Below are 25,228 nucleotides of genomic sequence, written 5' to 3'. Positions count from 1 at the left end.
GCTTACATACGAGGGTATGGCGCGATGTAAGCAGTGTCAACAAGGCGGGTGTGCCCGGCTACTTCCTGGGGTGTCCGAGATTGCGTCGGGCGTCGGCGAGGGCGCTCGAATGGAGGAATCGCTGGACCACGTCGGCGGACAGCAGGACTCGGTACGGCACCCCGAGTCGAGTGGCGAGGAGCCGGATCGGGTCGGATCCGCCGACCGACTGGCGGGCCGCCCAGATCAGCGCCGCCTGGATGCTCGGGAAGCCGGCGGGGCGGGCCCACGTGTCCCACTTGGGTGCCGCCACGGCGCCCGTGCGCGCGCGACGGGGATTGCGGGGACGTCGGGGCGTTTCGTCGCTTTGGTCCGGTGTTCGCATTTGCATTCTCCCTCAACCTCTTTCACGACCCGACGGGTCGCCGCTGCTGAATATCCACTCGCGCGAGGGGCGGCAGGCCGTTTTCCCGGGGTTGCGCGGGGTTGCATCCCGCCGTAGAGCTGCGCGTCGTGCGGTGGTCACGTGCGGTTGTAGCGCAAGGTGTTTCGTGGCGATGATCGTGTGATCGCAAAGGTATGCTGCGCCCGGTCCGCTGGGCGGAACGATCGATAGTGCTGCGGCGCAGGCTGGTTCGCGCTCAGGGTGTGCAAGCTCGGGTGTCATGGTGGGGCTAACCGGCTAGGATGGCGGTGCGCATCATGTCCGGCCGGAGATGGTGTCGATCAGATCGAACGTCGTTCCAGGGGCTGCAGCAGCTCGGCCCGTCGTGCACTGAGTGACCGGTGGGAGTGCCCGTGTCGACTCGAATCCCCTCGCGTACACCTGATCGAGCCCTGCGCTGGAACGGGGCGTGCATTGCGCTGATCGTCGCGGCGATCGCCACCGGGTTCATCGACGCGATCCCGGTCGAGGTGACGATAGGGCTGTGCGCCCTCGGCGTGGTGGCGGGCCTGGTCGGGGTCCTGCTGTACAGCGCTCACATCCTCGCGGGTTGGCGCACCTCGAGCTCGTCGAAGGGGGTGGATTCGACCGTCGCCCCGGATGCCGGGCGGGCGGATGCAGATGCGAGCGCCCCAGAGCCTGCCGCGGAGCCTGTCGCGGTGCAGGCTCGTCCCGAGCCCGAGCCCGAGCCCGAGGGCGTGGAGGGTGCTGCAGGATCCAAAGAATCTGCTGACTCGACAGCGGCGCCGACTGCCCGGTGCTCGTGCCACGGGCTGCCCGTCACGGGCTGACTCGGTGTCAGGCGGTGGTAAGAGGTCCGGACAACGCAAGAAACCCCCTGCGAACAGGGGGTTTCTTGGTGGTGCGCGATACTGGGATTGAACCAGTGACCTCTTCCGTGTCAGGGAAGCGCTCTCCCACTGAGCTAATCGCGCTTGCATGAAGTGGTGCTCAGCCGCTCCGTTGCGGAGTGGCTGAGCGTGTTGGAGGCGGCGACGGGAATCGAACCCGTGTGCACGGCTTTGCAGGCCGTTGCCTCACCACTCGGCCACACCGCCACGGTAAGCCCACTTCGAGCGGATGACGGGATTCGAACCCGCGACCCTCACCTTGGCAAGGTGATGCGCTACCAACTGCGCTACATCCGCATTCGTCCGGACCGGCGCTCTTGAAGCGCCTTTCCGGTGCGAGAGAGAACACTACGTGAACATCGAGCGCTCTGCCAAATCGCCTGGTCACCCAGTGTTTCGTGCGCAGTCGGCGTGGTGGGGCGCACCCCGGAACAGCGTCGACTTACGCGTTCGGACAGTAGTCGCAGGTGGGATACCCGATTACCCTTTCGCTCACCCGTCGTGTTAGTGTTCTCTCTCGTTCGCCTCCCTGGTAACACGGAGACGCACACGAGTTCGGTCCTATGGCTCAGTGGGAGAGCGTCCCCTTCACACGGGGAAGGTCGCTGGTTCGATCCCAGCTAGGACCACCGAGAAACCGCCTGGTGACAGGCGGTTTTTCTCGTTTCGGGTGAGAGTGACCCGCTTGTGACCACCGACGAGCGCCGGCCTGCGCACTTCCTTCGCGAAGTCGGGGTGGACCTCCTCGCCGGCACCTGGCGATGGCGCCGGGGCGCTGCCGGCGATCGAGCCGGGCCGTGCGTGCACATCTGCGAACACGGGGCCCCGACGTCGCGCTGCAGGACGCGCTGGTGGACGCGGACGGCGACGAACTCCGGGAAGCTGTGGGGTCGGGTCAGGCGGGGCTCGCCTCGGCCCAGAGCCCGGACTTCTCGAGCATCGCGATCACGTGGTCGGCGCTGTCCACGAGGTGCGCCTCCATGACTTTGCGTGCACTCTTCGCGTCCCTCGCCTCCACAGCGTCGAGAATGTCACGGTGTTGCGTACGAGCAGCCGCGACGTGCGCCTCGATGGAGGCGTAGAACTGGCTCGGCAGGTGATTGACCACCCCGGCGAGGACTCGCGCGAGCCGGTCGGAGTCCGCCGCCACGTTGATCTCCCGGTGGAAGGAATGGCTCAGATCGGCCACTCTCTCAGTGTCGCCGGCGGCCGCGGCCTCCATCGTTGCGGCATCGATCTCCCTGAGCCTGTCCACGAGCTCAGGGGTCGCCTTCTTCGCGGTGCGGGCAGCGAGTTCTCCTGCCATACGGCTCTGTGCCCAGAACAGGTCGCGCACGTCCTGCCGGGTGAACTTCGCCACCTGGAAACCGCGGCGCGGAACGAGAGTGACGAAACCTTCGCTGCGCAGCGTCAGCAACCCCTCGCGCACCGGCGTGATGGAGACCCCAACCGCCTCGGCGATCGGTTCCATCCGGAGGAAGTCGCCGGGCCGCATGATCCCGGACATGATCTGCTCGCGTACGTAGCTGGCCACCTCGTCGGGCAGCTGGCGCCGCTTCGGACGCCCGCGCGTGGGGATGTCGTTCATCGGGGCCACACCAGCCTCCTACTGTCGCTACTGTCGCCATCGACCGTGAAACTTAAAAGATAATATCGCGACGCAGGCCACGGTGGCCGGAGCGGACGGGCGTAGGGGCGATATTGGTGCCGCACCGCTCCCGGGCCGGGACGGATCATTGCCGGGAGCAACTTGTCGCACCGTCGTGAGACGGTGACCGCATGACATTCGACCGGCAGGGCGTTCTCTGGGACGCGATCAACGGAAAGACCCCGCCGTCACCGGCGGCGGCGCTCATGGGGTGGACGTTCCGGGCGGTCGATCCGGACGAGGGGACATTGGAGATCGGGTTCGCGCTCGACGAGCGCTTCACCAACCCCGTGGGGTCGATCCAGGGAGGCTTCGTCGCCGCGATGCTCGACGACACCCTGGGGCCGGCCCTGGTCGCGACGCTGGCGCCGGATCAGTTCGCGCCGACGGTGTCCCTGACGGTGCAGTACCTGGCGCCGGCACTGCCCGGCACGTTCGTCGGCCACGGGCGGGTCGTGAAGAGGGGACGGGAGATCGCCTTCCTCGAAGGACATCTCGTCGATGCCCAGGGAACGACAGTGGCGACGGCCACCGCGACGAGCGTCATCCGCACCCTGCGGTGATTGGTCGCCCTACGAGGTGAACCGCATCCGCTCAGCGGGGACGACGACGATCGAGCGCCCGGGGTAGTCGAGACGGGCGAAGGTCTCGTTGTAGTGCGCGATCACATCCGGAGCCGCTACCGGATCCGTTCCACGGTCGATCGTCGTCGTGTGGCAGTCCGATACGAGGACGACGTCGAGGCCCCGGGACAGCGCGCTCCTCGCAGTCGAGTCGACGCACGCTCTGTCGCGAACCCGGCGACGAGCGCAGTTCGCGACCCGCTGAGTCGGTGCTCGACATCCATCCTGGTGAGCTTGCCATGTCACCTGCGGTGGGCGCCGACGATCGATAGCCTCGGAAACATGGCCATCAAACTCGAGAACGTCGCGATCGCGGTGCGCGACTTGGAAGCGACGATCGCGTTCTTCACCGATCTCGGACTCACGGTGATCGGTCGCCAGACGGTCAGCGGAGAGTGGACGGACACCGCCGTCGGCCTCGACGGGAACCACGCCAAGATCGCCATGCTGCAGACCCCGGACGGCCAGGGGCGGATCGAGCTGTTCGAGTACATCCACCCGGACGCGATCGAGACGGAGCCGACGCTGCCCAACGAGATCGGCATGCACCGTGTCGCGTTCTCGGTCGACGATCTGGACGAGGCCCTGGCGATCGCGGCCAAGCACGGCTGCCACCCGCTGCGTGGCGTCGGCGTCTACGAGGACATCTACAAGCTCACGTACGTCCGCGGTCCGAGCGGCATCATCGTCATGCTCGCCGAGGAGATCCAGAAGACGTAGTGGTGCGCCGATCCGTGGGTCAGGACCGGTTCAGCGCCCCTGCGCGAGTGATCAGATCGCGGAAGGCGTTCTCGTCGAGCACGTCGGACTCCGTGATGTCGACGGCTCGGCGGGTGCCGGCCGTGAGGCTCGCGTTGAACAGCCCCGCGGGATCGTCGATCGAGGCCCCCTTGGCGAAGGTCACCTTGACCTTGTCCTTGTAGGTCTCGACGGTGCACAGCAGGCCGCCGAGCGAGAACGTCGGCACGCCGTCGGGGTTGGACGGCTTGCGCCACTTCACTTCTTCGACGGTGTCCGGCTCGGCCTCCAGGATCAGGCTGCGGATCTGCTCGACGGTGCGCTCTCGCCAGTCGGTGGTCATGATCGAAAGGTACGCCGACGGCGGCCGGGGCGTGAACGCCCCGGCCGCCGCGCGGTCGTCATGCCGGTATCAGTGCACGTCCACCGAGGGGGTGTCGGTGACGCTGACGCCGCTGGAGCTCGCCGTGGCCGAGCCGGTGTCGGCCTCGACGCCGTGGTTGCCCGCGGCCGTGCTCGTCTCGACACCGCCCGACGGGCCGGTCACCGACGCCGAGCCTGTGCTCGGGCTCACCGTCGCGCTGCCGGTCTCCACGTGGCCGCTCGCGCTGCCGGCGGGCGTGGTGACGTTGCCCGTGGCCTTGGGGCCGGTCACGGTGGTATCGCCGTTCGTTGCGACGGTGGCCGAACCCGTCGAAACGGCGGCTCCGCCGCTGACCCCGACAGGGGTGGTGACCGAGCCGCTCGCGGCGGGGCCGGTCACCGAGACGCCGTTCGAGCCCGCCGAGGCGCTGCCCGTGCTGGCCGCGACGGTGCCGCTGCCGACCGGCGTCGAGACGCTGCCGGTTCCCGACGGCCCGGTGACCGAGACGCCGGCCGGGGTGATGCTGCCGCCGCCACCGTTGACGGCGACGTTGGCAGTCACGGTGTTCAGCACATTGGCGGTGGCGGTGAGATCCGGTGCGTCGACGGTGAGCCCGCCGGTTCCGACGGTGATCGTGCCCGGCGTCACGCCGACGGTGCCGCCGCCGAGCGGAGTGGTGATCGCGCCGGAGATGCTCGGGGTGACGAGAACGAGCTGGCCGTTCTGGAACCCGATGCTGCCGAGGTTCAGAACGAGGTTGCCGCCGCCCAGGGGAGTGGTGAGACCCAGGTTGATGGCGGGGAGACCCACGATGAAGGTGTTGGAACCGTAGGTCACCTTGACCGGCACGATGGTCGCGGACGCGCTGCCGAGGCCCAGCGGCGCGGTGGCGTTGAGGCCGAGGGACGGCGTCCACGTGGTGAGACCGCCCGCGGTGATGGCGCTGAGCGAGGTGTTCAGGCCCAGCGAGCTGCCCAGCGGGCCGTTGATGTTGGTGATATTGCCGCCGACGCTGCCGACTCCGAGCCCGGGGCCGAGGCCGACGAGTCCGTACGTGGTGCTGGTGAGGCCGCCGAGGCCCAGCGGCGCACCGACGGTGAAGGTGTCCTGCTGGCCGAGGCCGAGCCAACCCGCCGGGGCGCCCGGCACCTGAGCGGTCGAGACGATGGGGCCCGACGTGTTGCTCACCGGAATCAGGCCGCTGAGAACGGGGATCTGGTTCCAGGCGGCGACGCCCTGGTTGATCTGCGGCGCGATGATCGGGATCGTCGCCAGCGGAATGCCGCCGGGGAGGAGCGGGGCGGCAGCGAGGATCGCGTCGACCTGCGGATTACCGGTGGGTGCGGCGTTCGCGGTCGCCGGGGTGGCGACGGTCAGCGTTGCGGCGGCCGCGACGGCCGTGGCAGCAACGGCGCTGCGGCGCACCGTCTTCCGGGCATGCTTGGGAGAGGTAGGGGACATGGGAGGACCTCCGGTTCATGAAGGTTCGGCACGCTCGATCGAGCGCGCCGGTCGGTAGGGATGTGGACCCAGCAGAAAATAGAGGCGTCTGCGCTCGGTGTGAGTGCCTGAAGCGGCGCCTGTGCATCTCCTGGGAGTTCTGAAGTTATCAGTATTTCCACGGTTTCCCAATAGCTTTCGAAGCTATTCGTTCAAGGCGATTTCAGCTACTACGCAGTAGCGAAATGCCAAGAGTTCTAACAGAACCCGTTCCACTCTTTTGCGATCGAACGCCGCTGGGCAATCGGTGTATTCGTAACCGCCGGAAGGTGCCATGAATGGCGATCGCAAGCGCAATCAATGTACGTATAGCGGCACTAAAGACCGCATTCGCACAAGCGGATGTGCGAGTCTCCGCCGCTGTTTCGCGTGACCGTGATCAGCCCGCTATCGTGAACGTCATGTTCACCGCGATGCAACGACAGGATGTCGGAAATCGACTCATCGCCGCAGGTCAGGCGACCGAGGGGGTCACCGCGGGGGCCGTCGTGGGCTCCGCCGCGACGGGCGCGCTCGACGCGTGGACCGGCATAGACCTGATGTTCGCCGCCGCACCGGATCTCGCGACCGATGACCTCCGTGATCGGTGGAGCGAGCAGATGTACCGCGATTTCGGTGCGATCCATCACACCGCGGACGCGGCCGGCCTCGTCTACCTGCTCCCGGACCTGCTCACCGCGCGGATCGCGATCGTGCCCGCGGCTCGGTTCGGGCCGCGGCCGGGTGTGCCGTTCCATCAGGTCTTCGGCCCTGTCGGGACTCCTGCCGCCGATGCCCTCGGAGCGCCGGATCTGGTGGGGCCCGCGTGGCTCGCCGCCCTGCACACCCGCACCGCGCTGCTCCGCGGCGACGGGCCGTCCGCGGCGCTCGCCCTCGACGGGCTGCGGGATGCCCTCATCGCCCTCGCGGGCGCCCGCACCGGCGCCCCGCCCGGATACCTCGAGCCCGCGGACCGCGATCGGATCCGAGCCACCGAGACCGGATCTCGCGATGTCGGCGCCGTCGCGAAGGCTTTCGGCGTGGCGGTGCAGATCCTCGACGCCGAGCTGCAGGCCGTCGCGCCGGTGGTCGCGGACGCGGTCGCACTCCCGCTGCTCGAGGAGGTCGCCGGCTGACGCCGGTACCGTGGAACCATGCATGACCAGCAGGAGGAGTCGCGGCGGACCGGTCCGCGCGCGTGGCGCGCGAAGATCAAGGCGTCGCGGCACGGCGCACTCGCGTGGCGGGTGTGCGTCGGCGTCATCGGCGGCCTCGTGCTCATCGCCGGCATCATCGCGATCCCGTACCCGGGACCGGGCTGGCTGATCGTCTTCGCCGGGCTCGGCATTCTCGCCACGGAATTCGAGTGGGCGCACCGGCTTCTGCGGTTCGCCCGCGAACGCTACGACCGCTTCGCCGCGTGGCTCTCCCGGCAGAACATCGTCGTCAAGGGGGCCTTCGGGATCGGCACCTGCCTCATCGTGCTGGCCACCGTGTGGCTGCTGGGTGCGGCCGCCATGATCGGCGGCTGGTTCGGCATCCACTGGCCCTGGCTCGCCAGCCCGATCTTCGGGTGATCGCGGAACTCCGGCGTTCGGTCGCCGCCCCCGACGACCGCGTCGCCGGAGTCCTGTACTGGTACGCCCTGTCGGGAGCGCTCGCCCGCGTGGCCGTCGCCGGCCGGGACGCCGGGTCGGCGGTCGTCCGTTCCGGGCCCGGAGGCTGGCCCGAGGTGGGGGAGACGGCACCGTCGGACGACCCCGGCGGCGGTCTCGCGCGCGCCTGCCGCCGCCTGATCCCCGAGATCGCCCGCGAGTCGGGCGCCTCGCAGCGGTCCCTCTGGGCCATCGCGACCGACTCGATCGCCTCCGCATCGCTCGATACGGCGGATCCGCGGACCGTCGCCGACGGCCTGCTGCGCGCCTGCGGCCCCGACGCCCCTCCCGCTCGGTTCGAGGAGGTGCCAGCGCGCGGCACCGTCGTCCGGCGGGGCTCGTGCTGCCTGCTCTACCTGTGCCCCGGCATGGCGAAGTGTCTCAGCTGCCCCCGGCAGACACCGGACGAGCGCCGCGCGCGGCTCGCCTGAGCGTCGCCTCGGACGCGTCACGTCGGCGGTGACCGATAGGATCGGACCCACTGACAACCGCGCGCGGCCAGGTATGCCGCCCGCTACATGACTAGGAGCACTGTGAGCACCACCTTCGTCGTCCCGGCAGGAATCGCCGCCGGGGCAGCCATGCGCGATCTGGACCTCCCGAACAAGGGCCCCGAGGCCGTCGTCGTCGTCAAGACCACGGACGGCACCCTCAAGGACCTGAGCTGGATCCCCGAGACCGACACCGAGGTCGAGGCCGTCGCGGCGAACACGGAGGACGGGCGCAGCGTGATCCGCCACTCGGCGGCGCACGTCCTCGCGCAGGCCGTGCAGGACGGTTTCCCCGGCACCAAGCTGGGCATCGGCCCGCCGATCAAGGACGGCTTCTACTACGACTTCGACGTCGCCGAGCCCTTCACTCCCGAGGACCTCAAGAGCCTCGAGAAGAAGATGAAGCAGATCATCAAGGCCGGGCAGAAGTTCAGCCGCCGCGTCTACGCGAGCAAGGACGAGGCCCGCGCCGAGCTGGCGAACGAGCCCTACAAGCTCGAGCTCATCGACGACAAGGGCGCGGCCGACGACAGCGAGGTCATGGAGGTCGGCGGCGCCGAGCTCACCGCCTACGACAACCTCAATCCCCGCACCGGCGAGCGGATCTGGGGCGACCTGTGCCGCGGCCCGCACGTGCCCACCACCAAGTACATCCCCGCGGTCAAGCTCACCCGCAGCTCCGCCGCGTACTGGCGCGGCGACCAGAACAACGCGGACCTTCAGCGCGTCTACGGCACCGCGTGGGAGTCGCCCGAGGCGATGGACGAGTACCTCGAGCTGCTCGCCGAGGCGGAGAAGCGCGACCACCGCAAGCTCGGCGCCGAGCTGGACCTGTTCAGCTTCCCGGACGAGTTGGGCTCCGGCCTGCCGGTCTTCCACCCCAAGGGCGGCATCATCCGCAAGGAGCTGGAGGAGTACTCGCGGCAGCGGCACATCGACGCCGGCTACGACTTCGTCAACACCCCGCACCTCACCAAGAGCACGCTCTACGAGGTCTCGGGCCACCTGGATTGGTACAAGGACGGGATGTTCCCGGCCATGCACCTCGACGCCGAGTACGACGACGAGGGCAACGTCACCAAGCCCGGCCAGGACTACTACGTCAAGCCGATGAACTGCCCGATGCACAACCTGATCTTCGACGCCCGAGGGCGCTCGTACCGCGAGCTTCCGCTGCGGCTCTTCGAGTTCGGCTCCGTGTACCGGTACGAGAAGTCCGGCGTGATCCACGGCCTGACCCGCGTCCGCGGCATGACGCAGGACGACGCCCACATCTACTGCACCAAGGAGCAGATGCACGAGGAGCTGACCACGACCCTCGAGTTCGTGCTCTCGCTCCTCAAGGACTACGGCCTCGACGACTTCTACCTCGAGCTCTCCACCAAGGATCCGGAGAAGTACGTGGGCTCCGACGAGGTGTGGGAGGAGGCGACCAAGACTCTGCAGCAGGTCGCCGAGGCCTCGGGCCTCGACCTGGTCCCCGACCCGGGCGGCGCGGCCTTCTACGGCCCGAAGATCTCCGTCCAGGCGAAGGACGCGCTGGGCCGCACGTGGCAGATGTCCACCATCCAGCTGGACTTCAATCTGCCCGAGCGGTTCGAGCTCGAGTACACCGCGCCCGACGGCACGAAGCAGCGCCCCGTGATGATCCACCGCGCGCTGTTCGGTTCGATCGAGCGCTTCTTCGGTGTGCTCACCGAGCACTACGCTGGCGCCTTCCCCGCGTGGCTGGCGCCCCAGCAGGTGGTCGGCATCCCCGTTGCCGAGCAGTTCGGGGACCACCTCGAGACGGTGATCCGCGAACTCAAGAAGCACGGGATCCGCGCCGAGGTCGACCACAGCGACGACCGGATGCAGAAGAAGATCCGCAACCACACCACGCAGAAGGTGCCGTTCATGCTGCTCGCGGGCGAGACCGACCGCGACGCCGGCGCGGTCAGCTTCCGCTTCCGCGACGGCACCCAGGTCAACCAGGTGCCCGTCGACGATGCGGTGCAGCGGATCGTCCACTGGGTCCACTCGCGCCGCAACGAGTCCCCGACCGCCGAGCTGCTGGGCCCGGCGGAGGCCACCGTCGGCATCGCCTGACCGGGACGCAGGGACGACAGGGGAGAGGAATCGATGACGGACGCCACGGACGGCGACGCGCGCGGCGCGCACACCGACTTCGGGGTCGGCGACGGTGACGAGAGCATCGAGCGGCTCTGGACGCCGTACCGGATGCGCTACCTCGTCGATTCCCCTCCCGTCCCGGAGGGCAGCACCGCCTTCCTCGAGATCCCCAAGCTCGCCGACGAGGACGGGCTCATCGTGGCCCGGGGTGAGCACTGCTACGTGGTGCTCAACCTGTTCCCGTACAACCCGGGCCACTGCATGGTGGTGCCGTACCGGCAGGTGGCCGAGCTGGAGGACCTGACCGACGACGAGGCCTTCGAGCTGATCAAACTCACCCAGAAGACCATCCGTGTGATCAAGCGGATCTCGCGGCCCGCGGCGTTCAACGTGGGCTTCAACCTGGGCCGGTCGGGTGGCGGTTCGATCGCCGAACACCTGCACCAGCACATCGTGCCGCGCTGGCCCGGCGATGCGAACTACATCACGGTGCTCTCGGGCACTAAGGTGATGCCGCAGCTCCTCGGACAGACCCGGGCGCTGATGGCCAAGGCCTGGGAGGAGGTCTAGGAGTGTCGTCGATCTTCAGTCGTGAGGCGGTCTCCAAGGTCACCCACCCGATCGCGAAGGTGCTGATCCGGACCGGGTTGACGCCGGACGCCGTGACGCTCTTCGGCACCGCCTGCTCCGTGACCGCGGCCCTGTGGCTCTTCCCGACGGACCACCTGTTCGTCGGCACGTTGATCATCTGGTTCTTCGTGATGTTCGACATGCTCGACGGTGCCATGGCCAGGGTGCGAGGCGGCGGCACCCGGTTCGGGGCCTGGCTCGACGCCACCTGCGACCGCGTGGCCGACGGTGCGATCTTCGCCGGCCTGGCCTGGTGGGCCGTGTTCACCGAGGACAACCGCTACAACCTGCTGATCGCCACGCTGATCTGCCTGGTCACCTCGCAGGTGATCAGCTACGCCAAGGCCCGGGCCGAGGCGTCGGGCCTCAAGGGCGACGGTGGCTGGATCGAGCGCCCGGAGCGCCTCATCATCGTGCTCGTGGGCGCCGGCTTCACCGGCCTGGGGCTCTGGTGGGCGATCCACGTCGCGATGTGGCTGCTCGCCGTGACCAGCATCGTCACCGTGCTCCAGCGGGCCCTGACGGTGCGCCGCTCGCCCGGCGCCACCGACCTGCTGCCCCTGCCGCAGGCGGCCGCGCAGCACGAGGAGGACCAGGCGTGATCGACCCGCGCGAGGAGGTCGCCGACCTCGCCTACCGCACCGGCTGGGCCGTGACCAAGCGCATGCCCGAGTTCGCCGCCAAGTTCCTCATCGACGACGTGGGCGGGCGGATCGGTGCCCGGGGGGAGAACACGCAGCTGCGCAAGAACCTCGCCCGCGTGCTCGGCACGACCCCGGACGCGGTGCCGCAGAGCCTGATCGAGGAGTCCTCGCGGTCGTACGCGCGGTACTGGCGAGAGTCCTTCCGGCTGCCGTCGATGGACCTGGTCGAGCTCGGCGCGCGACTCGACCAGTACGTGGACGTGCCGAGCCTGCACGAGGCGATGGACGCGGGCACCGGCGCGGTGCTCGCGCTGCCGCACAGCGGGAACTGGGACATGGCCGGGGTGTGGCTGGCGCAGAAGTACGGGCGGTTCGCCACCGTCGCCGAGCGGCTCAAGCCCGAGTCGCTGTTCCGGAGGTTCGTCGAGTACCGCGAATCGCTGGGGTTCGAGATCTTCCCCCTCTCCGGTGGCGAGCAGCCACCGATGCAGGCGCTGGCGCAGCGCCTGCGGGAGGGCCGCCCGATCTGCCTGCTGGGCGAGCGGGACCTCGCGCGGCACGGCGTCCCCGTCACGTTCTTCGGTGAGCGCACCCGGATGCCCGCGGGCCCCGCGAAGCTCGCCATCGACACCGGCGCGCCGCTGCTGCCGGTGCACTGCTGGTTCGAGGGCGACGCCTGGGGGTTCAAGGCCGAGGCCCCCATCGACGTCTCCGGTGGCATCGAGAGCGCCACGCAGAATCTCGCGCACGCCTTCGAGCGCAACATCGCCGAGCACCCCGCCGACTGGCACATGCTCCAGCCCCTGTGGGAGGCCGACTGGTCGCAGGCGCGGCGCGACCGGATCCTCGGCACCGACACGGGGCCCGAGGTGGGCTGATGCGGATCGGGATGATCTGCCCGTACTCCTTCGACGTGGCGGGCGGGGTGCAGGCGCACGTCGTGGACCTGGCCCGCGTGCTCATCGAGCGCGGCCACGAGGTCTCGGTGCTCACCCCGTCGTCGAAGGAGACGGTGCTGCCCGACTTCGCCGTCTCGTCCGGCAAGGCCGTCGCGATCCCGTACAACGGCTCCGTCTCCCGGCTGTCCTTCGGGCCCAAGGCCTTCGGCCGGCTGCGGAAGTGGATCCGCAAGGGCGAGTTCGACGTCCTCCACGTGCACGAGCCGAACGCGCCGAGTCTCGGCATGCTCGCGCTCGCGATCGCCGACGGGCCGATCGTCGCGACCTTCCACACCTCCACCGAGAAGTCGCTGGTGCTCTCGGTCTTCCAGAGCGTCCTGCGCCCGTCGCACGAGAAGATCCGCGGCAAGATCGCGGTCTCCGAACTGGCCCGTCGCTGGCAGATGGAGTCGCTCGGCTCCGACGCCATCGAGATCCCCAACGGCGTCGACGTGCGCGCCTTCGCCGACGGAGGCCCCCTGCCCGGCTACCCCCGGCCGGGCAAGACGGTGCTGTTCCTCGGCCGGTACGACGAGCCGCGCAAGGGGATGGCCGTCTTCCTCGAGGCGCTGCCGGCCATCGTGGCGGCGCAACCCGACGTCGAGGTGCTGGTGATCGGCCGCGGCGACGAGGAGAAGCTTTTGCGGGAGGCCGGCCCGTACGCGAAGCATCTGCGGCTCATGGGCGCGGTCACCGATGAGGAGAAGGCCGCCGCGCTCCGCTCCGCCGACATCTACGTCGCGCCCAACCTCGGCGGCGAGAGCTTCGGCATCGTCCTCGTCGAGGCCATGGCGGCCGGGACCGCCGTGGTCGCGAGCGACCTCAACGCCTTTGAGCGCGTCCTCGACGGGGGCGAGGCCGGCCGCCTGTTCCCGGTGGGCGACGGTGCGGCTCTGGGCCGCGCGATCGTCGAGCTGCTGGACGACGACTTCCGGCGCGCCGAGCTGGTCACCCACGCCTCCGAGGTGGTGTGGAGGTTCGACTGGTCCGTCGTGGCCGAGCAGGTCATCCGCGTGTACGAGACCGTCGCCGTGCCCGGCGTGGTCGTGTCGATCGACGACTGAAGGGGGCCGCAGTGCTGAATCTGACCGCCACCACCGTGCTCGTCATCGGCCTGATCGTGATGGCCGTGCTGATCGTCGCGGCCCTGGCGTACCAGACCGCGCACCGTCTGGACCGGTTGCACGTGCGGGTCGACCTCTCGCTCGCCGCGCTCGACGCCGCCCTCGCCCGACGGTCCGCCGTCGCCCGGGCGGTCGCTGCGACGCTGCCGCCCGAGCAGGGGCAGGCGCTGCGCGCCGCCGCCGACCGCGCCGAGAACGCCGCTCCCGAGGACCGGATGCCGATGGAGAACCGGCTCTCCGCCGCGATCGGCGCCATTGACATCGAGACCCTGCCGCGATCGCTCGTCGCCGAGATCGCGGACGCCGACACCCGTGTGACCATGGCCCGCCGCTTCCACAACGACGCCGTCCGCGACACCCGGGCCCTGCGCGGCCGCCGGTTCGTGCGCTGGCTGTACCTCGGCGGCACGGCACCCATGCCCCAGTACTTCGACATCGTCGACCGCGGCGGGATCCTCCCGGCGGCCCTGCTCGCCGCGAACGACGAGCGTCGCGTCTCCGCGCGGGTCATCGTCGTGGACCCCGACGGTGCCGTGCTCGTCGTTCGCGGTCACGAGCCCGTCCCGGAGGGGACGCGTCCCGCCGGCCACTGGTGGTTCACCGTGGGCGGGGGAGTCGAGCGCGGCGAGGATCTGCGCGCCGCCGCCGCCCGCGAGCTGCGGGAGGAGACGGGCCGCGTGCTCGCGCCCTCGGCGTTCGTCGGCCCGCTCTTCCGCCGCGAGGCGGTCTTCTCCTTCGACGGTGACGTGATCGACTCCGTCGAGTACTTCTTCGCCGTCGAGTGCGAGCGGTTCGATCCGGCACCGTCGGGCTGGACCGACCTCGAGCGCCGGACCCTCGACGAGATGCGCTGGTGCACCCCCGACGAGATCCGCGTGCTCGCGGACCCCGTCTACCCCGCGACGCTCGCCGACCTCATCCCTGACGTGCAGAACGCGTTCGCGTCCGGGGAGGTGCCGGGCGAGCCGGTCGCGATCGAATAAGGAGGCGCGATGCAACCGAAGGAGATCTCCGGATACCGGGTGGTGCGCCGCCTCGGTGCCGGCGGCATGGGGGAGGTCTTCCTCGTCCAGCACCCGCGGCTGCCGCGCCAGGACGCGCTGAAACTGCTCGGACCTCAGCTGGGTGACGACCCGAGCTTCGCCGCGCGGTTCCTCCGCGAGGCCGACATCCTGGCGGGCCTGCGGCACCCGAACATCGTCATGATCCACGACCGCGGCGAGTACGACGGACGGCTGTGGCTCGCCATGGAGTACGTCGAGGGCGAGGACGCGGCGCAGTACCTGCGGACGCGCGGCCCGCTGCCGCCCGCGATGGTCGCCGACGTGATCGAGCAGGTCGGCAGTGCGTTGGACTGGGCGTGGAGCGAGCGCCGCCTGACCCACCGCGACGTCAAACCCGGCAACATCCTGCTCGCGCCCGTGCGGCCGGGGCGGCCCGTCGCCGTGAAACTGGTCGACTTCGGCATCGCCAAGGCGACCGACGACGCGAGCTCCCTCACCGAGACCGGCGTCGCGGTCGGGACGATGGCCTACCTCGCGCCCGAGGTGATCGAGGGCAACCCCCTCGACAACCGGGCCGACGAGTACTCGCTCGCCTGCGCTGCGTTCGAACTGCTCACCGGCACGCCGCCGTACGGCCCCGGCTCGCCGAGCTCCATGCTGATGGCGCACCTGCAGGCGCCGGTGCCCGACCCCGCGACGAGGGCGGCGGGCATCCCGCCCGGGCTCGCCCGCGTCTTCGAACGGGCGCTGGCCAAGCAGCCGCGCGACCGGTTCCCCGACAACGCCGCGTTCGCCCGGGCGTTCCGGGCCGCGCTGACCGCTCCGTCTTCGGCGCCGGCGCCGGCGCCGCACGTGGGGGCCGGGCCCACCGTGATCCGGCCGACCCCGCCGCCCACTCCGCCTCCGGTGTACACGCACGCCGCGCCTCCCGTGCCGGCCCAGGGGCTCGCGGGGACGCCGGTGCCCGCGTCGACGGCCGTCGGTGGCCCGGGCGCAGGGACGGCTCCGGCGCGCAACGGCCGCGTGTGGGCCTTAGCGGCCCTGGTGGCGGTGCTGGTGATCGCGCTCCTGGCCGTCGGCTACCTGGCATTCGGCCGGGATGGGGAGGCCGCGTCGGCCGATCCGACGGGCACGCCTGTCCCGTCGGGCACTACCGCGCCGGCGGAGACGTCTGCGCAACCCACGTCGGCGCCGACGGGGGCATCGGAATCGGCTTCGGCGCCGACGGTCCCGGGCACGGACGCCTACGGTTTCGTCGGGAGCCCGGCGCGGTGTGCGGGCGGCGAGACCCTGCAGCTGGCGCTCCTCACGTCGAAAGCCAACGGCGGCGGCTCCCGGGTCGTGATCTGCGGTTCCGCCGGTGAGTTCACCTACCGCGGCGCGCAGATCTCCGGGGACAACAGCGGCATCACGCTCACCGCGACCCGCAACGGCGCCGGCGGCTTCCGCGCGATCAACCGCGACGCCAAGGGCAAGGACAAGGACGACACCATTTACACCGTGAGTTCCGGCGGCCTGGTGATCACCCGCGGCGACGGCCGCGCCGTCTCCTCGGAGCCCGCCCGCTCCGTCTGGTCGCGCTGACGCGCGCTCCCGCGGGGACTTTCCACCGATCATCGGGTTGCAACCACCGCTCCGGTTAACAACCCTCGCGGGAGACTCGGGCGTCGCCGAACCCGCCCGCGCGGAGCACCCGTCGGGGACGATGGTCGGGTCGGCGTGGGGGCACCGGGGCAGGGGTGCATCCGTGTCCGATGGAGACTCGGTTCTACGCAAGCACAGGCTCGAGATGCTGGCGACGGGGTCGACCGATCGCCAGATCCGCCGGTGGGTTGACGACGGACGAATGACCCGCGTCTGGCGGGGTAGCTATCACCAGGGGACGAAGCTCGAGCCCTGGGTGGAACTCGCGCTGTCCGCGAGGTCCGCGGCGGAACGCTCCGCCGCCGGCCTGGTCCTGAGCCATGCCGCGGCTGCCGCAGTGCACGGCATGGAGGTTCTGACGTTAGATTGGCGCACCGTCGAATTCACCCGCGATGGTCGGCGAGGAGGAGGCAGGGACGGGCGACGTCGCGTGCACATTCGTCGGCTCGACGGGGAGGACACCACGGTCGTCGACGGTCTCGCGGTGACGACGGTGGCCCGGACCGCACTGGATTTGGCGCTGGCAGGCACCTTCGAGCAGGCGGTCTGTGCCCTGGACGCTGCGCTGCGGATGGGCGTGGCCCTCGACGAGCTGCATGCGGCGACGGATCGGCTCGGCCGGCGGCGCGGTATCGCCATGCTTCGGTCGGCGATGCCGGAGGCGGACGGGAGGTCGGAGTCCGTCGGCGAGTCGCGGAGTCGTGCCCTCATGCTCACCTGGCCGGAGATTCCCCGCCCGGACCTCCAGCGGGAGTTCTTCAATCGCGCCGGCGCGCTCGAGGCCCGGGTGGACTTCCTGTTCGGGGAGGTCGTGGTCGGGGAGTTCGACGGGGCGGACAAGCGGAAGAAGGGCTTCGACGCCGACGCCCGACTGAAGCGCGACACCCTTCTCATGGAGCGCTGTCTGTGGCCTACGCACTGGGGGTGGAAGGATTGCACGGAGCCGGACCGCCTCCGGACCAGGCTTCGCGATGCCCTCCGTCCTCACGGGCTGCTACTCGACAGCTCCTCCCGCGGGACGTCTTCACCCGCGCGTGGGTTGTAACCCGGTGACGAGTGAGAACTCCCCGCGGGAAACGCGGATCGGCGTTGGTAGTGCTTAGGGGGGCAATCGCGTAACGCCCCCGTCACTCGGAGCGGACGACCGGGCCGTTCGTGCTCACTTCTATGGACACGATCCGGCCGTCACGGTGTGCAGCGGTGAGTACGCCGCCGGTGTCGCGCACGGCCCAGTTCTCCGCCCAGTACGTGATCCCAGTCTCGACTTCTCGGGGCGGCTTACCCCAGATCGCGTGGTCCGGGACCGTTTGTACCTCGATCTCGTCGTCGTGGAGCATCACCAGCCAGCCGTTCCAGCGGACCTCGGGCGAGTAGTCGCGCATCGGCCGGTGGACCAGGACGGGAATCCCGGCGATGCCGTTCCGAACGTCCCAGATGCCGGGTGGGGTGCGGGGTGATTCCCATACCTGTCGCGCCTGTGCGGCGTCACGGACGACGAACACCGTCAAGCCCTCCTCGCCGTCGACGTCCAGCCATCCGGGATCGCAGGAGATCAGGACGCCGCTGGAGTAATCGAAGAAGGCGCCGCCGATGGTGAGCATCCAGTCGAATGCCAGCTCGATTTCGTCGCGGGTGGGGCGAGTGATCGACAGACAGTCGGTGTCGGCGGTGATGCGGGGCAACATCGAGGCGCTGATGTCTTCGGCGGTGAGGTACGTGCCGGGGGAGTCGGGGACGGCGGTGAGCGACCACCGCGCCACGAACTGCTCGACCGCTCGGCTGTCGAAACCCGGGCCCACCGTGAGGTCGGCCGCGGGAACAAAGGGATGCACGGCAACGGTGATGCCCATGCAGTCAGTGTATGTCGCGGCGCACGTGCGATCGGGACGCCTGCAGGGAGGCACCGTCGGACCCGGCCCGGCGACCCGGGCTGGGAAGCGCGCACCGTCATCGGGAATACTGGAGCCCCACACGTCCCAGCTACGAGGAGACCCATCAGTGACCACTGATCCCCAGACCGCACCCGTCACCGGCACCGCACGCGTCAAGCGCGGCATGGCCGAGATGCTCAAGGGCGGCGTGATCATGGACGTGGTGACCCCCGAGCAGGCGAAGATCGCCGAGGACGCCGGTGCGGTCGCGGTCATGGCGCTCGAGCGCGTGCCCGCCGACATCCGCGCGCAGGGCGGCGTCAGCCGGATGTCGGATCCGGACATGATCGACGGCATCATCGAGGCCGTCAGCATCCCGGTCATGGCGAAGGCCCGCATCGGCCACTTCGTCGAGGCGCAGATCCTGCAGGCGCTCGGCGTGGACTACATCGACGAATCCGAGGTGCTGACCCCGGCCGACTACGCCAACCACATCGACAAGTTCGCCTTCACCGTCCCCTTCGTGTGCGGCGCGACCAACCTCGGTGAGGCCCTGCGCCGCATCACCGAGGGCGCGGCGATGATCCGCAGCAAGGGCGAGGCCGGCACCGGCGACGTCTCGAACGCGACCACGCACATGCGCAAGATCCGCGACGAGATCCGCCGCCTGACCTCGCTGCCCGAGGACGAGCTGTACGTCGCGGCCAAGGAGCTGCAGGCACCGTACGACCTGGTGGTCGAGGTCGCCAAGAACGGCAAGCTGCCGGTCACCCTGTTCACCGCGGGCGGCATCGCCACCCCGGCCGACGCGGCGATGATGATGCAGCTCGGCGCCGAGGGCGTGTTCGTGGGCTCCGGCATCTTCAAGTCGGGCAACCCCGAGCAGCGTGCCAAGGCGATCGTCGCGGCGACGACCTTCTACGACGACCCCGGCAAGCTCGCCGAGGTCTCGCGCGGGCTCGGCGAGGCGATGGTCGGAATCAACGTCGATGACATCCCGCAGCCGCATCGTCTGGCGGAACGCGGCTGGTAACGGCATGTCGCCCGCCGGTGTCCGACGATTCGCGCTAGCGTCGAGGCTACGCGTGTCGGGCAGACGCGGGTTGTGAAGTGGAAGCAGTGAGGCGGAGGATGTCAGACCAAGCAACGGCCAGGGCCACCCAGGAGTACGGGGCCCAGACGTCCCTGGGTGGATCGCAGGTGGAGGCGGCGCTCAACGTGTTGCGCGTACTCGCGTACATCGCGGACCTGTGTCTCGCGTCGACGGTGGTCGCCCTCGCCCTGATCGTCAACGTCGTCGCCGGGCTCGAGCTCGGGTGGGTGTTCCTCGGCATCGGCGCCGCGGTCGCGATCATCGCGTCGATCGTGCTGCACGGCGTGTACGGCGCCAGCCCCGGCAAGCTGCTTGCGGGCCTCAAGGTGGTCGACGCGGACTCGCACCGGCCGATCGGCTTCCCGTCGTCCGCGATCCGCTCGGTCGTCTTCAACGTCCTCGCGCCGCTCGTCTACCTCCCGGCCTGGTCGATCCTCGCCGATGGTGCTCGCCGCGGCGTGCACGAGAAGGCCTCCACGTCCACGGTGGTCGACGACGCCGACGTCGCGGCCCCGTCCCGCGCGCAGGCGCCGGCACCGTCGGGCCCGCTCGGCGGCCTGGTGACGGGCGAGTCCGACAACACCCTGCAGCGCATCCCGACCCCCCTGCCGGAGGAGACCCGCGTCGACGCGGTCGCCGCCGGCGCGGCCACCGAGGTCGTCGAGACCGGGGAGCCGCGCGAGCGGCTGCAGCCCCCGTCGCTCCCGCCGCTGCCCGACGACGTTCCCGGCCTGCGCCCGATCCCGCCGCGGTTCGGCCCGCCGCCCACCGACAGCGACGAGTCGACGACCGGTCTGCCGCCGGCCGCCGCCTTCGCGCCTCCGCCGGCGCAGGCGTCGCAGCAGCCGCAGGCGCCCCAGCAGTTCGCGCCGCGTCCCCCCGGGCCCACCGGCCCCAGCGGCCAGCCCCGCGGTCCGGTGCAGGGTCCCGGCCAGCCGCCGGTCCCGCCCGCGGGTCCGCCCGCCGGCAGGCCGCTCGCGTCGCAGGGCGGTCAGCCGCCCCAGGGGCAGCCGCAGCAGCCGCGTCCGGCCGCCCCGGCCCCGACGGGCGGCGCGCCGATCGTGCTGCGCTTCGACGACGGTCACTCGGTCGACGTCCGCGGCGACGGCATCATCGGCCGCGAGCCGGTCCTGCCCCAGGGCACGGATCCGGCCAAGATCACCAAGCACGTGCTGGTCGACGACACCGCCTCGGTGTCGAAGACACACTTGCTGTTCGGCATCACCCGCGGTGAACTGTGGGTGGAGGACGTGGGCTCGACCAACGGATCCGCGATCGCGTTCGGCGACTCGTGGACCGAGCTCACCAAGGGAGTCAGGTACGCCGTGGAGAAGGGCAGCGTCGTGCACATGGGTCAGCGCAGTTTCAAGGTGTTCGGCGGATGACGGCAGAAGCGGGGGAGGCGCGCTCCGAGATCGTCTACGGAGTGCAGGGCGGCGTGTCCATGAAATGGGTCGCCATCAGCAATCCCGGTCGGGTGCGCCTGACCAACGAGGACGGGGCGCTCACCGGCCCCGGCATGTTCCTCCTCGCCGACGGCATGGGCGGCCACGACGCCGGCGAGGTGGCCTCGGCCGCCGCGCTCGAGGCGCTGGCCGAGGTCTTCGGGCCCGAGCCGGCGGACGCGCAGGTCGTGATGGAGCAGGTCGTCGACCGGCTGCGCGACGCGCACGCCGCGATCGAGGCCATCGACTCGGAGACCGGCAAGCGCGCGGGCACCACGGTGACCGGCGTCCTGCTCACCACCTACGAGGGCGTGCCGCACTGGCTGGTGGTCAACATCGGCGACTCGCGCACCTACCGGCTCGCGGAGGGCTACTTCGAGCAGCTCACCGTCGACCACTCGCAGGTCCAGGAGCTCATCAACGGCGGCTTCCTCAGCCCCGAGCAGGCCCGCGTCGACCCGCGCCGCAACGTCATCACCCGCGCGCTGGGTGCCGGGATGGAGCCCGACGCGGACTTCTGGATCGTGCCGGCGCAGCCCCGCGAGAAGCTGCTGGTGTGCTCCGACGGCCTCAACGGCGAGCTCACCGACGACGAGATCCGTCAGATCCTCGAGAGCGACGTGCCGATCGACGAGTGCGCCGATCAGCTCGTGGCCGCGGCCCTCAACGCCGGCGGCCGCGACAACGTCACGGTGATCGTGGTGGACGCCACCACGGAACCGACCGATCCGGACTGGTGACCTGAGTAGAGTCGTCCCTCGTGGCTGACATCGAAGCGCTGCTGAGTCTCGAGCAGATCGACCGCGACATCTTCCGCGGCATTCACGCACCGTCGGTGCTGGTCCGGACCTTCGGCGGCCAGGTGGCCGGCCAGGCCCTGCGGTCGGCGATCGAGACCGTCCCGGACACCATGCAGGTGCACTCGCTGCACGGGTACTTCCTCCGCCCGGGCAACCCGGACGCCGACACCGTGTTCCTCGTGGACCGCATCCGCGACGGGCGCTCGTTCTGCACCCGCCGCGTCAACGGCGTGCAGAACGGCGAGGCGATCTTCTCCATGTCGGCGTCCTTCCAGCTGCCCGGCCAGGAGGGCATCGAGCACGCCGACGAGATGCCGCCGACGCGGGATCCCGAGACGGTGCTCAGCCCGCGGGAGGACCCCAACGCCACCCGGGAGAGCCTCGGGCTGTTCGAGGAGTGGAGCGACTGGGACATCCGGATCGTGCCGCAGGACGAGACGGTCCCGTACGTGGGCCGGGCGGTGCACCAGCAGGTCTGGTTCCGGCACATCAAACGCCTGCCGGACGATCTGAACATCCATGTCAGCGCCCTGGCGTACATGAGCGACATGACGTTGCTCGGCTCGGCCCGGGTGGCGCACCCGGGCGTTGACACCCAGGTGGCCTCACTCGACCACGCCATGTGGTTCTTGCGGCCCTTCCGCGCCGACGAGTGGCTGCTCTACGACCAGACGTCCCCGTCGGCGGGCGGCGGACGCGCCCTCACGGCCGGCCGGATCTTCGCCCAGGACGGCACGCTCGTCGCCGTCGTCATCCAGGAGGGCCTGCACCGCTTCCGGGCGTGACCGCGCCGCCGTTTAGGCTGGCTCCCCGTGACTGTTCGGATCGGAGTCCTCGCTCTCCAGGGTGACGTGCGCGAGCATCGCCACGCGCTCGAGGCGGCGGGGGCCGCCACGACCACGGTGCGGACGGCGGCGGACCTCGCCGCCGTCGACGGCATCGTCATCCCCGGTGGGGAGTCGACCACCATCAGCCGCCTGCTCGGCGTCTTCGACCTGTTCGACCCGCTCCGGGAGGCGCTCGTCGGCGGGCTCCCGGCCTACGGCTCGTGCGCGGGCATGATCCTGCTCGCCTCGGAGGTGCTCGACACCCGTCCGGACGCCCGGTGCCTCGGCGCGATCGACGTGACGGTGCGTCGGAACGCCTTCGGCCGGCAGGTGGACTCGTTCGAGACCGACCTCGAGGTCGAGGGCGTCGACGGTGATCCCGTGCGTGCGGTGTTCATCCGCGCGCCGTGGGTGGAGCGGGTCGGCGAGGGCGTCGAGGTGCTGGCGAGGGTGCCCGCGGAGGCCGGCCCGACGGCGGGTACGGTGGTCGCTGTTCGACAGGGTGTGACGATGGCCACATCCTTCCATCCCGAGGTCACGGGCGATCTGCGGATCCACCGACGCTTCGTGGACATCGTCCGGCGGGCATGACACCGCCGCTGTAGAGGGGGAGTGGCGTCGTGAGCTACATGCCGGTGACCGATTCGATGTTCCTGATGGCGGAGTCCCGCGAGCATCCGATGCACGTCGGCGGGCTGCAGCTGTTCACGCCGCCCGAGGGCGCGGGACCCGATTTCGTGCGCTCCGTGGTCGAGACGATGCGCTCGCACGTCGCCGTGAGCGAGAAGTTCGGTCGACGGCCCGCCGATCCCGTCGGGATCCTCGGGAACACCTGGTGGTCCGAGGTCGACTCCATCGACCTGGAATACCACGTCCGGCACTCCGCCCTGCCCCAGCCGGGCCGCATCCGCGAGCTCTTCCAGCAGGTCTCGCTGTGGCACGAGACCCTCCTGGACCGGCACCGTCCGATGTGGGAGGTGCACGTCATCGAGGGTCTCGAGGACGGCCGGTTCGCGGTCTACTCGAAGGTGCACCACTCGCTGGTCGACGGGGTCTCCGCCCTGCGGTACATGACCCTGGCCCTCTCTCCCGATCCGGACGACCGCGAGGGCCGCGTCGTCTGGCAGCCCGGTCTCGGACGCCGCCGGAAGGCGGAATCGGCACCGGCACCGTCGAAGGGCGGCCTGCCGTTCAACCCGCTCAGCACCGCGAAGCAGATCGGCGGCCTCACCGGGGAGGTGCTGGGCATGCTCCCGGCCTCGATGAAGGTCGCGGGCACCTCGATCCGCGACCACGACTACAAGGCGCCCTTCCAGGCCCCGCACACCATCTTCAACGTGCCGATCGGCGGGGCGCGACGGTTCGTCGCGCAGTCGTACTCGCTCGACCGGATCGACGCGGTCCGGCAGAAGGCCGGCGCCACCGTCAACGACATCGTGCTCGCCATGTGCGGCGCGGCTCTCCGCGCCTACCTGCTCGAGCTGAACGAGCTGCCCGACCGCTCCCTGACGGCGATGGTGCCCGTATCGCTGCACAAGGAGGGCTCCGAGTCCTCGTCGAACGCCGTCGGCGCCGTGATCTCGACGCTGGCGACCGACCTCACGGACCCGGCCGCCCGGGTCACCGCGATCCAGGACTCCGTCCGGGCCGCGCGCAAGGTCATGGGCGAGCTGTCGCCGCTGCAGGTGCTCGCGCTCAGCGCGGCCAACATCGCGGGCCTCGCGCCGGGCATGCTGCCCGGGTACCGGGGCGTCGCGCGGCCGCCGTTCAACCTGGTCATCTCGAACGTGCCCGGGCCGCGCGAGGCCATGTACTGGAACGGCGCGCACCTCGACGGCGTCTACCCGGCGTCCATCCCGTGGGAGGGCCAGGCGGTGAACATCACCATCTGCACGAACAACCGCAATCTGGAGTTCGGGATCACCGCGTGCCGGACCTCCGTCCCGCACGTGCAGCGCCTCATTCACCACCTCGAGGACGCGTTGTCGGAGCTGGAGAAGGCTTTCACGTAAACTCGCAGGGTTGAGACAGCGCACCCGAACGGAATCGAGGGATCGATGAGCGGCCATTCCAAATGGGCCACCACCAAGCACAAGAAGGCGGCGATCGACGCCAAGCGCGGCAAGCTGTTCGCCAAGCTGATCAAGAACATCGAGGTCGCGGCCCGGACCGGTGGTAGCGATCCCGACGGCAACCCGACGCTCTACGACGCCATCCAGAAGGCGAAGAAGACCTCGGTCCCCAACGACAACATCGAGCGGGCCCGCAAGCGCGGCGGTGGCGAAGAGGCCGGCGGCGCCGACTGGCAGACCATCATGTACGAGGGCTACGGCCCCAACGGCGTGGCAGTGCTGATCGAATGCCTCACCGACAACCGCAACCGCGCCGCCGGCGAGGTCCGGGTGGCGATGACGCGCAACGGCGGCAACATGGCCGACCCGGGCTCGGTGTCGTACCTGTTCACCCGCAAGGGCATCGTCACCCTGGACAAGAACGACCAGGCCGAGGACGACGTGCTCATGGCCGTGCTCGACGCGGGCGCCGAGGAGATCAGCGACCTGGGCGACCAGTTCGAGATCATCTCCGAGCCCACCGATCTCGTCGCGGTGCGCAGCGCGCTGCAGGAGGCCGGGATCGACTACGAGTCGGCGGAGTCCGGCTTCCGCGCGTCGGTCGAGGTCCCCGTCGACGCCGACGGTGCGCGCAAGGTGTTCAAGCTGGTCGACGCGCTGGAGGACAGCGACGACGTGCAGAACGTGTACACCAACGTCGACATCTCCGACGAGGTCCTCGCGGAGCTCGACGAGGACTGAGTGCCCTGAG

The 25,228-nt window shown here is 70.0% G+C and carries 26 protein-coding genes and 4 tRNA genes; 22 read left to right on the top strand and 8 right to left on the bottom strand.

The window, feature by feature from the left end; genetic code table 11:
- Nucleotides 1-58: 58 nt before the first annotated feature.
- Nucleotides 59-292 (bottom strand): hypothetical protein, encoded by a 234-nt coding sequence (locus ACM9LD_RS09365; RefSeq protein WP_224645685.1) that lies wholly within the window; start codon nucleotides 290-292, stop codon nucleotides 59-61.
- A gap of 485 nt (nucleotides 293-777) precedes the next feature.
- Here ACM9LD_RS09365 and ACM9LD_RS09360 point away from each other — a divergent pair, with 485 nt between their 5' ends.
- Nucleotides 778-1,215, top strand: a complete 438-nt coding sequence (locus tag ACM9LD_RS09360; protein WP_415676392.1) for a hypothetical protein — start codon at nucleotides 778-780, stop codon at nucleotides 1,213-1,215.
- Between the two features lie 69 nt (nucleotides 1,216-1,284).
- Here the strand turns inward: ACM9LD_RS09360 and ACM9LD_RS09355 are convergent.
- From ACM9LD_RS09355 to ACM9LD_RS09345, 3 genes are all read right to left on the bottom strand, one after another.
- A tRNA-Val gene (locus ACM9LD_RS09355) sits at nucleotides 1,285-1,359 on the bottom strand.
- 49 nt (nucleotides 1,360-1,408) lie between these two features.
- A tRNA-Cys gene (locus tag ACM9LD_RS09350) sits at nucleotides 1,409-1,482 on the bottom strand.
- Between the two features lie 17 nt (nucleotides 1,483-1,499).
- A tRNA-Gly gene (locus ACM9LD_RS09345) sits at nucleotides 1,500-1,572 on the bottom strand.
- 260 nt (nucleotides 1,573-1,832) lie between these two features.
- Here ACM9LD_RS09345 and ACM9LD_RS09340 point away from each other — a divergent pair.
- A tRNA-Val gene (locus ACM9LD_RS09340) sits at nucleotides 1,833-1,904 on the top strand.
- Between the two features lie 266 nt (nucleotides 1,905-2,170).
- Here the strand turns inward: ACM9LD_RS09340 and ACM9LD_RS09335 are convergent.
- Nucleotides 2,171-2,863, bottom strand: a complete 693-nt coding sequence (locus ACM9LD_RS09335) for a GntR family transcriptional regulator (RefSeq protein WP_415676502.1) — start codon at nucleotides 2,861-2,863, stop codon at nucleotides 2,171-2,173.
- 191 nt (nucleotides 2,864-3,054) lie between these two features.
- Between ACM9LD_RS09335 and ACM9LD_RS09330 the strand changes: the two genes are divergently transcribed.
- Both ACM9LD_RS09330 and ACM9LD_RS09325 read left to right on the top strand, forming a co-directional pair.
- The gene (locus ACM9LD_RS09330) at nucleotides 3,055-3,486 is read left to right on the top strand and encodes a PaaI family thioesterase (protein WP_415676391.1); all 432 of its coding nucleotides are present in this window, start codon (nucleotides 3,055-3,057) and stop codon (nucleotides 3,484-3,486) included.
- Nucleotides 3,487-3,828: 342 nt separating this feature from the next.
- Nucleotides 3,829-4,266 carry a VOC family protein gene (locus ACM9LD_RS09325; RefSeq protein ID WP_415676390.1) on the top strand — a complete coding sequence of 146 codons (438 nt, stop codon included), beginning with the start codon at nucleotides 3,829-3,831 and terminating at the stop codon, nucleotides 4,264-4,266.
- 19 nt (nucleotides 4,267-4,285) lie between these two features.
- Here ACM9LD_RS09325 and ACM9LD_RS09320 read toward each other — a convergent pair whose 3' ends face one another.
- Together ACM9LD_RS09320 and ACM9LD_RS09315 are read right to left on the bottom strand one after the other, a co-directional pair.
- Nucleotides 4,286-4,627 (bottom strand): DUF1801 domain-containing protein, encoded by a 342-nt coding sequence (locus ACM9LD_RS09320; RefSeq protein WP_415676389.1) that lies wholly within the window; start codon nucleotides 4,625-4,627, stop codon nucleotides 4,286-4,288.
- Between the two features lie 69 nt (nucleotides 4,628-4,696).
- The gene (locus tag ACM9LD_RS09315) at nucleotides 4,697-6,109 is read right to left on the bottom strand and encodes a beta strand repeat-containing protein (RefSeq protein ID WP_415676388.1); all 1,413 of its coding nucleotides are present in this window, start codon (nucleotides 6,107-6,109) and stop codon (nucleotides 4,697-4,699) included.
- A gap of 440 nt (nucleotides 6,110-6,549) precedes the next feature.
- On the opposite strand from ACM9LD_RS09315, the gene ACM9LD_RS09310 reads away from it, so the two are divergent.
- From ACM9LD_RS09310 to ACM9LD_RS09260, 11 genes are all read left to right on the top strand, one after another.
- On the top strand, nucleotides 6,550-7,263 hold the full coding sequence (locus ACM9LD_RS09310) for a hypothetical protein (protein ID WP_415676387.1): 714 nt from the start codon (nucleotides 6,550-6,552) through the stop codon (nucleotides 7,261-7,263).
- Nucleotides 7,264-7,281: 18 nt separating this feature from the next.
- On the top strand, nucleotides 7,282-7,704 hold the full coding sequence (locus ACM9LD_RS09305; RefSeq protein WP_415676386.1) for a TIGR02611 family protein: 423 nt from the start codon (nucleotides 7,282-7,284) through the stop codon (nucleotides 7,702-7,704).
- Nucleotides 7,701-8,213, top strand: coding sequence for a (2Fe-2S)-binding protein (locus tag ACM9LD_RS09300; RefSeq protein ID WP_415676385.1), 513 nt, complete (start codon nucleotides 7,701-7,703; stop codon nucleotides 8,211-8,213). The genes ACM9LD_RS09305 and ACM9LD_RS09300 overlap by 4 nt, the downstream gene beginning before the upstream one ends.
- Nucleotides 8,214-8,363: 150 nt before the next feature.
- Nucleotides 8,364-10,361 carry a threonine--tRNA ligase gene (thrS, locus tag ACM9LD_RS09295; protein ID WP_415676501.1) on the top strand — a complete coding sequence of 666 codons (1,998 nt, stop codon included), beginning with the start codon at nucleotides 8,364-8,366 and terminating at the stop codon, nucleotides 10,359-10,361.
- A gap of 33 nt (nucleotides 10,362-10,394) precedes the next feature.
- A complete protein-coding gene (locus ACM9LD_RS09290) occupies nucleotides 10,395-10,955 on the top strand; it encodes an HIT family protein (protein WP_068525168.1) in 561 nt (186 codons plus the stop codon).
- 2 nt (nucleotides 10,956-10,957) lie between these two features.
- A complete protein-coding gene (pgsA, locus tag ACM9LD_RS09285) occupies nucleotides 10,958-11,617 on the top strand; it encodes a phosphatidylinositol phosphate synthase (RefSeq protein WP_224644966.1) in 660 nt (219 codons plus the stop codon).
- Nucleotides 11,617-12,537 carry a phosphatidylinositol mannoside acyltransferase gene (locus tag ACM9LD_RS09280; RefSeq protein WP_415676500.1) on the top strand — a complete coding sequence of 307 codons (921 nt, stop codon included), beginning with the start codon at nucleotides 11,617-11,619 and terminating at the stop codon, nucleotides 12,535-12,537. The genes pgsA and ACM9LD_RS09280 overlap by 1 nt, the downstream gene beginning before the upstream one ends.
- A complete protein-coding gene (locus ACM9LD_RS09275) occupies nucleotides 12,537-13,661 on the top strand; it encodes a glycosyltransferase family 4 protein (protein ID WP_415676384.1) in 1,125 nt (374 codons plus the stop codon). Before ACM9LD_RS09280 ends, ACM9LD_RS09275 begins: the two co-directional genes overlap by 1 nt.
- A gap of 14 nt (nucleotides 13,662-13,675) precedes the next feature.
- Nucleotides 13,676-14,704, top strand: a complete 1,029-nt coding sequence (locus ACM9LD_RS09270; RefSeq protein WP_415676499.1) for an NUDIX hydrolase — start codon at nucleotides 13,676-13,678, stop codon at nucleotides 14,702-14,704.
- A gap of 9 nt (nucleotides 14,705-14,713) precedes the next feature.
- The gene (locus tag ACM9LD_RS09265; RefSeq protein ID WP_415676383.1) at nucleotides 14,714-16,309 is read left to right on the top strand and encodes a serine/threonine-protein kinase; all 1,596 of its coding nucleotides are present in this window, start codon (nucleotides 14,714-14,716) and stop codon (nucleotides 16,307-16,309) included.
- Between the two features lie 262 nt (nucleotides 16,310-16,571).
- Nucleotides 16,572-17,414, top strand: a complete 843-nt coding sequence (locus ACM9LD_RS09260) for a hypothetical protein (protein ID WP_415676382.1) — start codon at nucleotides 16,572-16,574, stop codon at nucleotides 17,412-17,414.
- Nucleotides 17,415-17,496: 82 nt separating this feature from the next.
- Here ACM9LD_RS09260 and ACM9LD_RS09255 read toward each other — a convergent pair whose 3' ends face one another.
- Nucleotides 17,497-18,219 (bottom strand): hypothetical protein, encoded by a 723-nt coding sequence (locus ACM9LD_RS09255; protein WP_415676381.1) that lies wholly within the window; start codon nucleotides 18,217-18,219, stop codon nucleotides 17,497-17,499.
- 205 nt (nucleotides 18,220-18,424) lie between these two features.
- On the opposite strand from ACM9LD_RS09255, the gene pdxS reads away from it, so the two are divergent.
- From pdxS to ACM9LD_RS09220, 7 genes are all read left to right on the top strand, one after another.
- Nucleotides 18,425-19,273, top strand: a complete 849-nt coding sequence (gene pdxS / locus ACM9LD_RS09250) for a pyridoxal 5'-phosphate synthase lyase subunit PdxS (protein ID WP_415676498.1) — start codon at nucleotides 18,425-18,427, stop codon at nucleotides 19,271-19,273.
- A gap of 98 nt (nucleotides 19,274-19,371) precedes the next feature.
- Nucleotides 19,372-20,718, top strand: a complete 1,347-nt coding sequence (locus ACM9LD_RS09245) for an RDD family protein (RefSeq protein ID WP_415676380.1) — start codon at nucleotides 19,372-19,374, stop codon at nucleotides 20,716-20,718.
- On the top strand, nucleotides 20,715-21,518 hold the full coding sequence (locus tag ACM9LD_RS09240) for a PP2C family protein-serine/threonine phosphatase (protein ID WP_415676379.1): 804 nt from the start codon (nucleotides 20,715-20,717) through the stop codon (nucleotides 21,516-21,518). Before ACM9LD_RS09245 ends, ACM9LD_RS09240 begins: the two co-directional genes overlap by 4 nt.
- Nucleotides 21,519-21,538: 20 nt before the next feature.
- Nucleotides 21,539-22,363: an acyl-CoA thioesterase gene (locus tag ACM9LD_RS09235; protein WP_415676378.1), complete on the top strand. Its 825-nt coding sequence runs from the start codon at nucleotides 21,539-21,541 to the stop codon at nucleotides 22,361-22,363.
- Nucleotides 22,364-22,390: 27 nt separating this feature from the next.
- Nucleotides 22,391-22,996 carry a pyridoxal 5'-phosphate synthase glutaminase subunit PdxT gene (gene pdxT / locus ACM9LD_RS09230; RefSeq protein WP_415676377.1) on the top strand — a complete coding sequence of 202 codons (606 nt, stop codon included), beginning with the start codon at nucleotides 22,391-22,393 and terminating at the stop codon, nucleotides 22,994-22,996.
- A 38-nt stretch (nucleotides 22,997-23,034) separates the two neighbouring features.
- Nucleotides 23,035-24,417 carry a WS/DGAT/MGAT family O-acyltransferase gene (locus tag ACM9LD_RS09225; protein WP_415676497.1) on the top strand — a complete coding sequence of 461 codons (1,383 nt, stop codon included), beginning with the start codon at nucleotides 23,035-23,037 and terminating at the stop codon, nucleotides 24,415-24,417.
- A gap of 45 nt (nucleotides 24,418-24,462) precedes the next feature.
- Complete coding sequence (locus ACM9LD_RS09220; protein WP_224644976.1) at nucleotides 24,463-25,218, top strand: YebC/PmpR family DNA-binding transcriptional regulator; 756 nt, start codon at nucleotides 24,463-24,465, stop codon at nucleotides 25,216-25,218.
- Nucleotides 25,219-25,228: the final 10 nt, after the last annotated feature.

It is taken from the genome of Tsukamurella hominis, from assembly GCF_965137015.1.
Lineage (GTDB): Bacteria > Actinomycetota > Actinomycetes > Mycobacteriales > Mycobacteriaceae > Tsukamurella > Tsukamurella hominis.
This window is presented reverse-complemented; position numbering and strand designations above follow the sequence as displayed.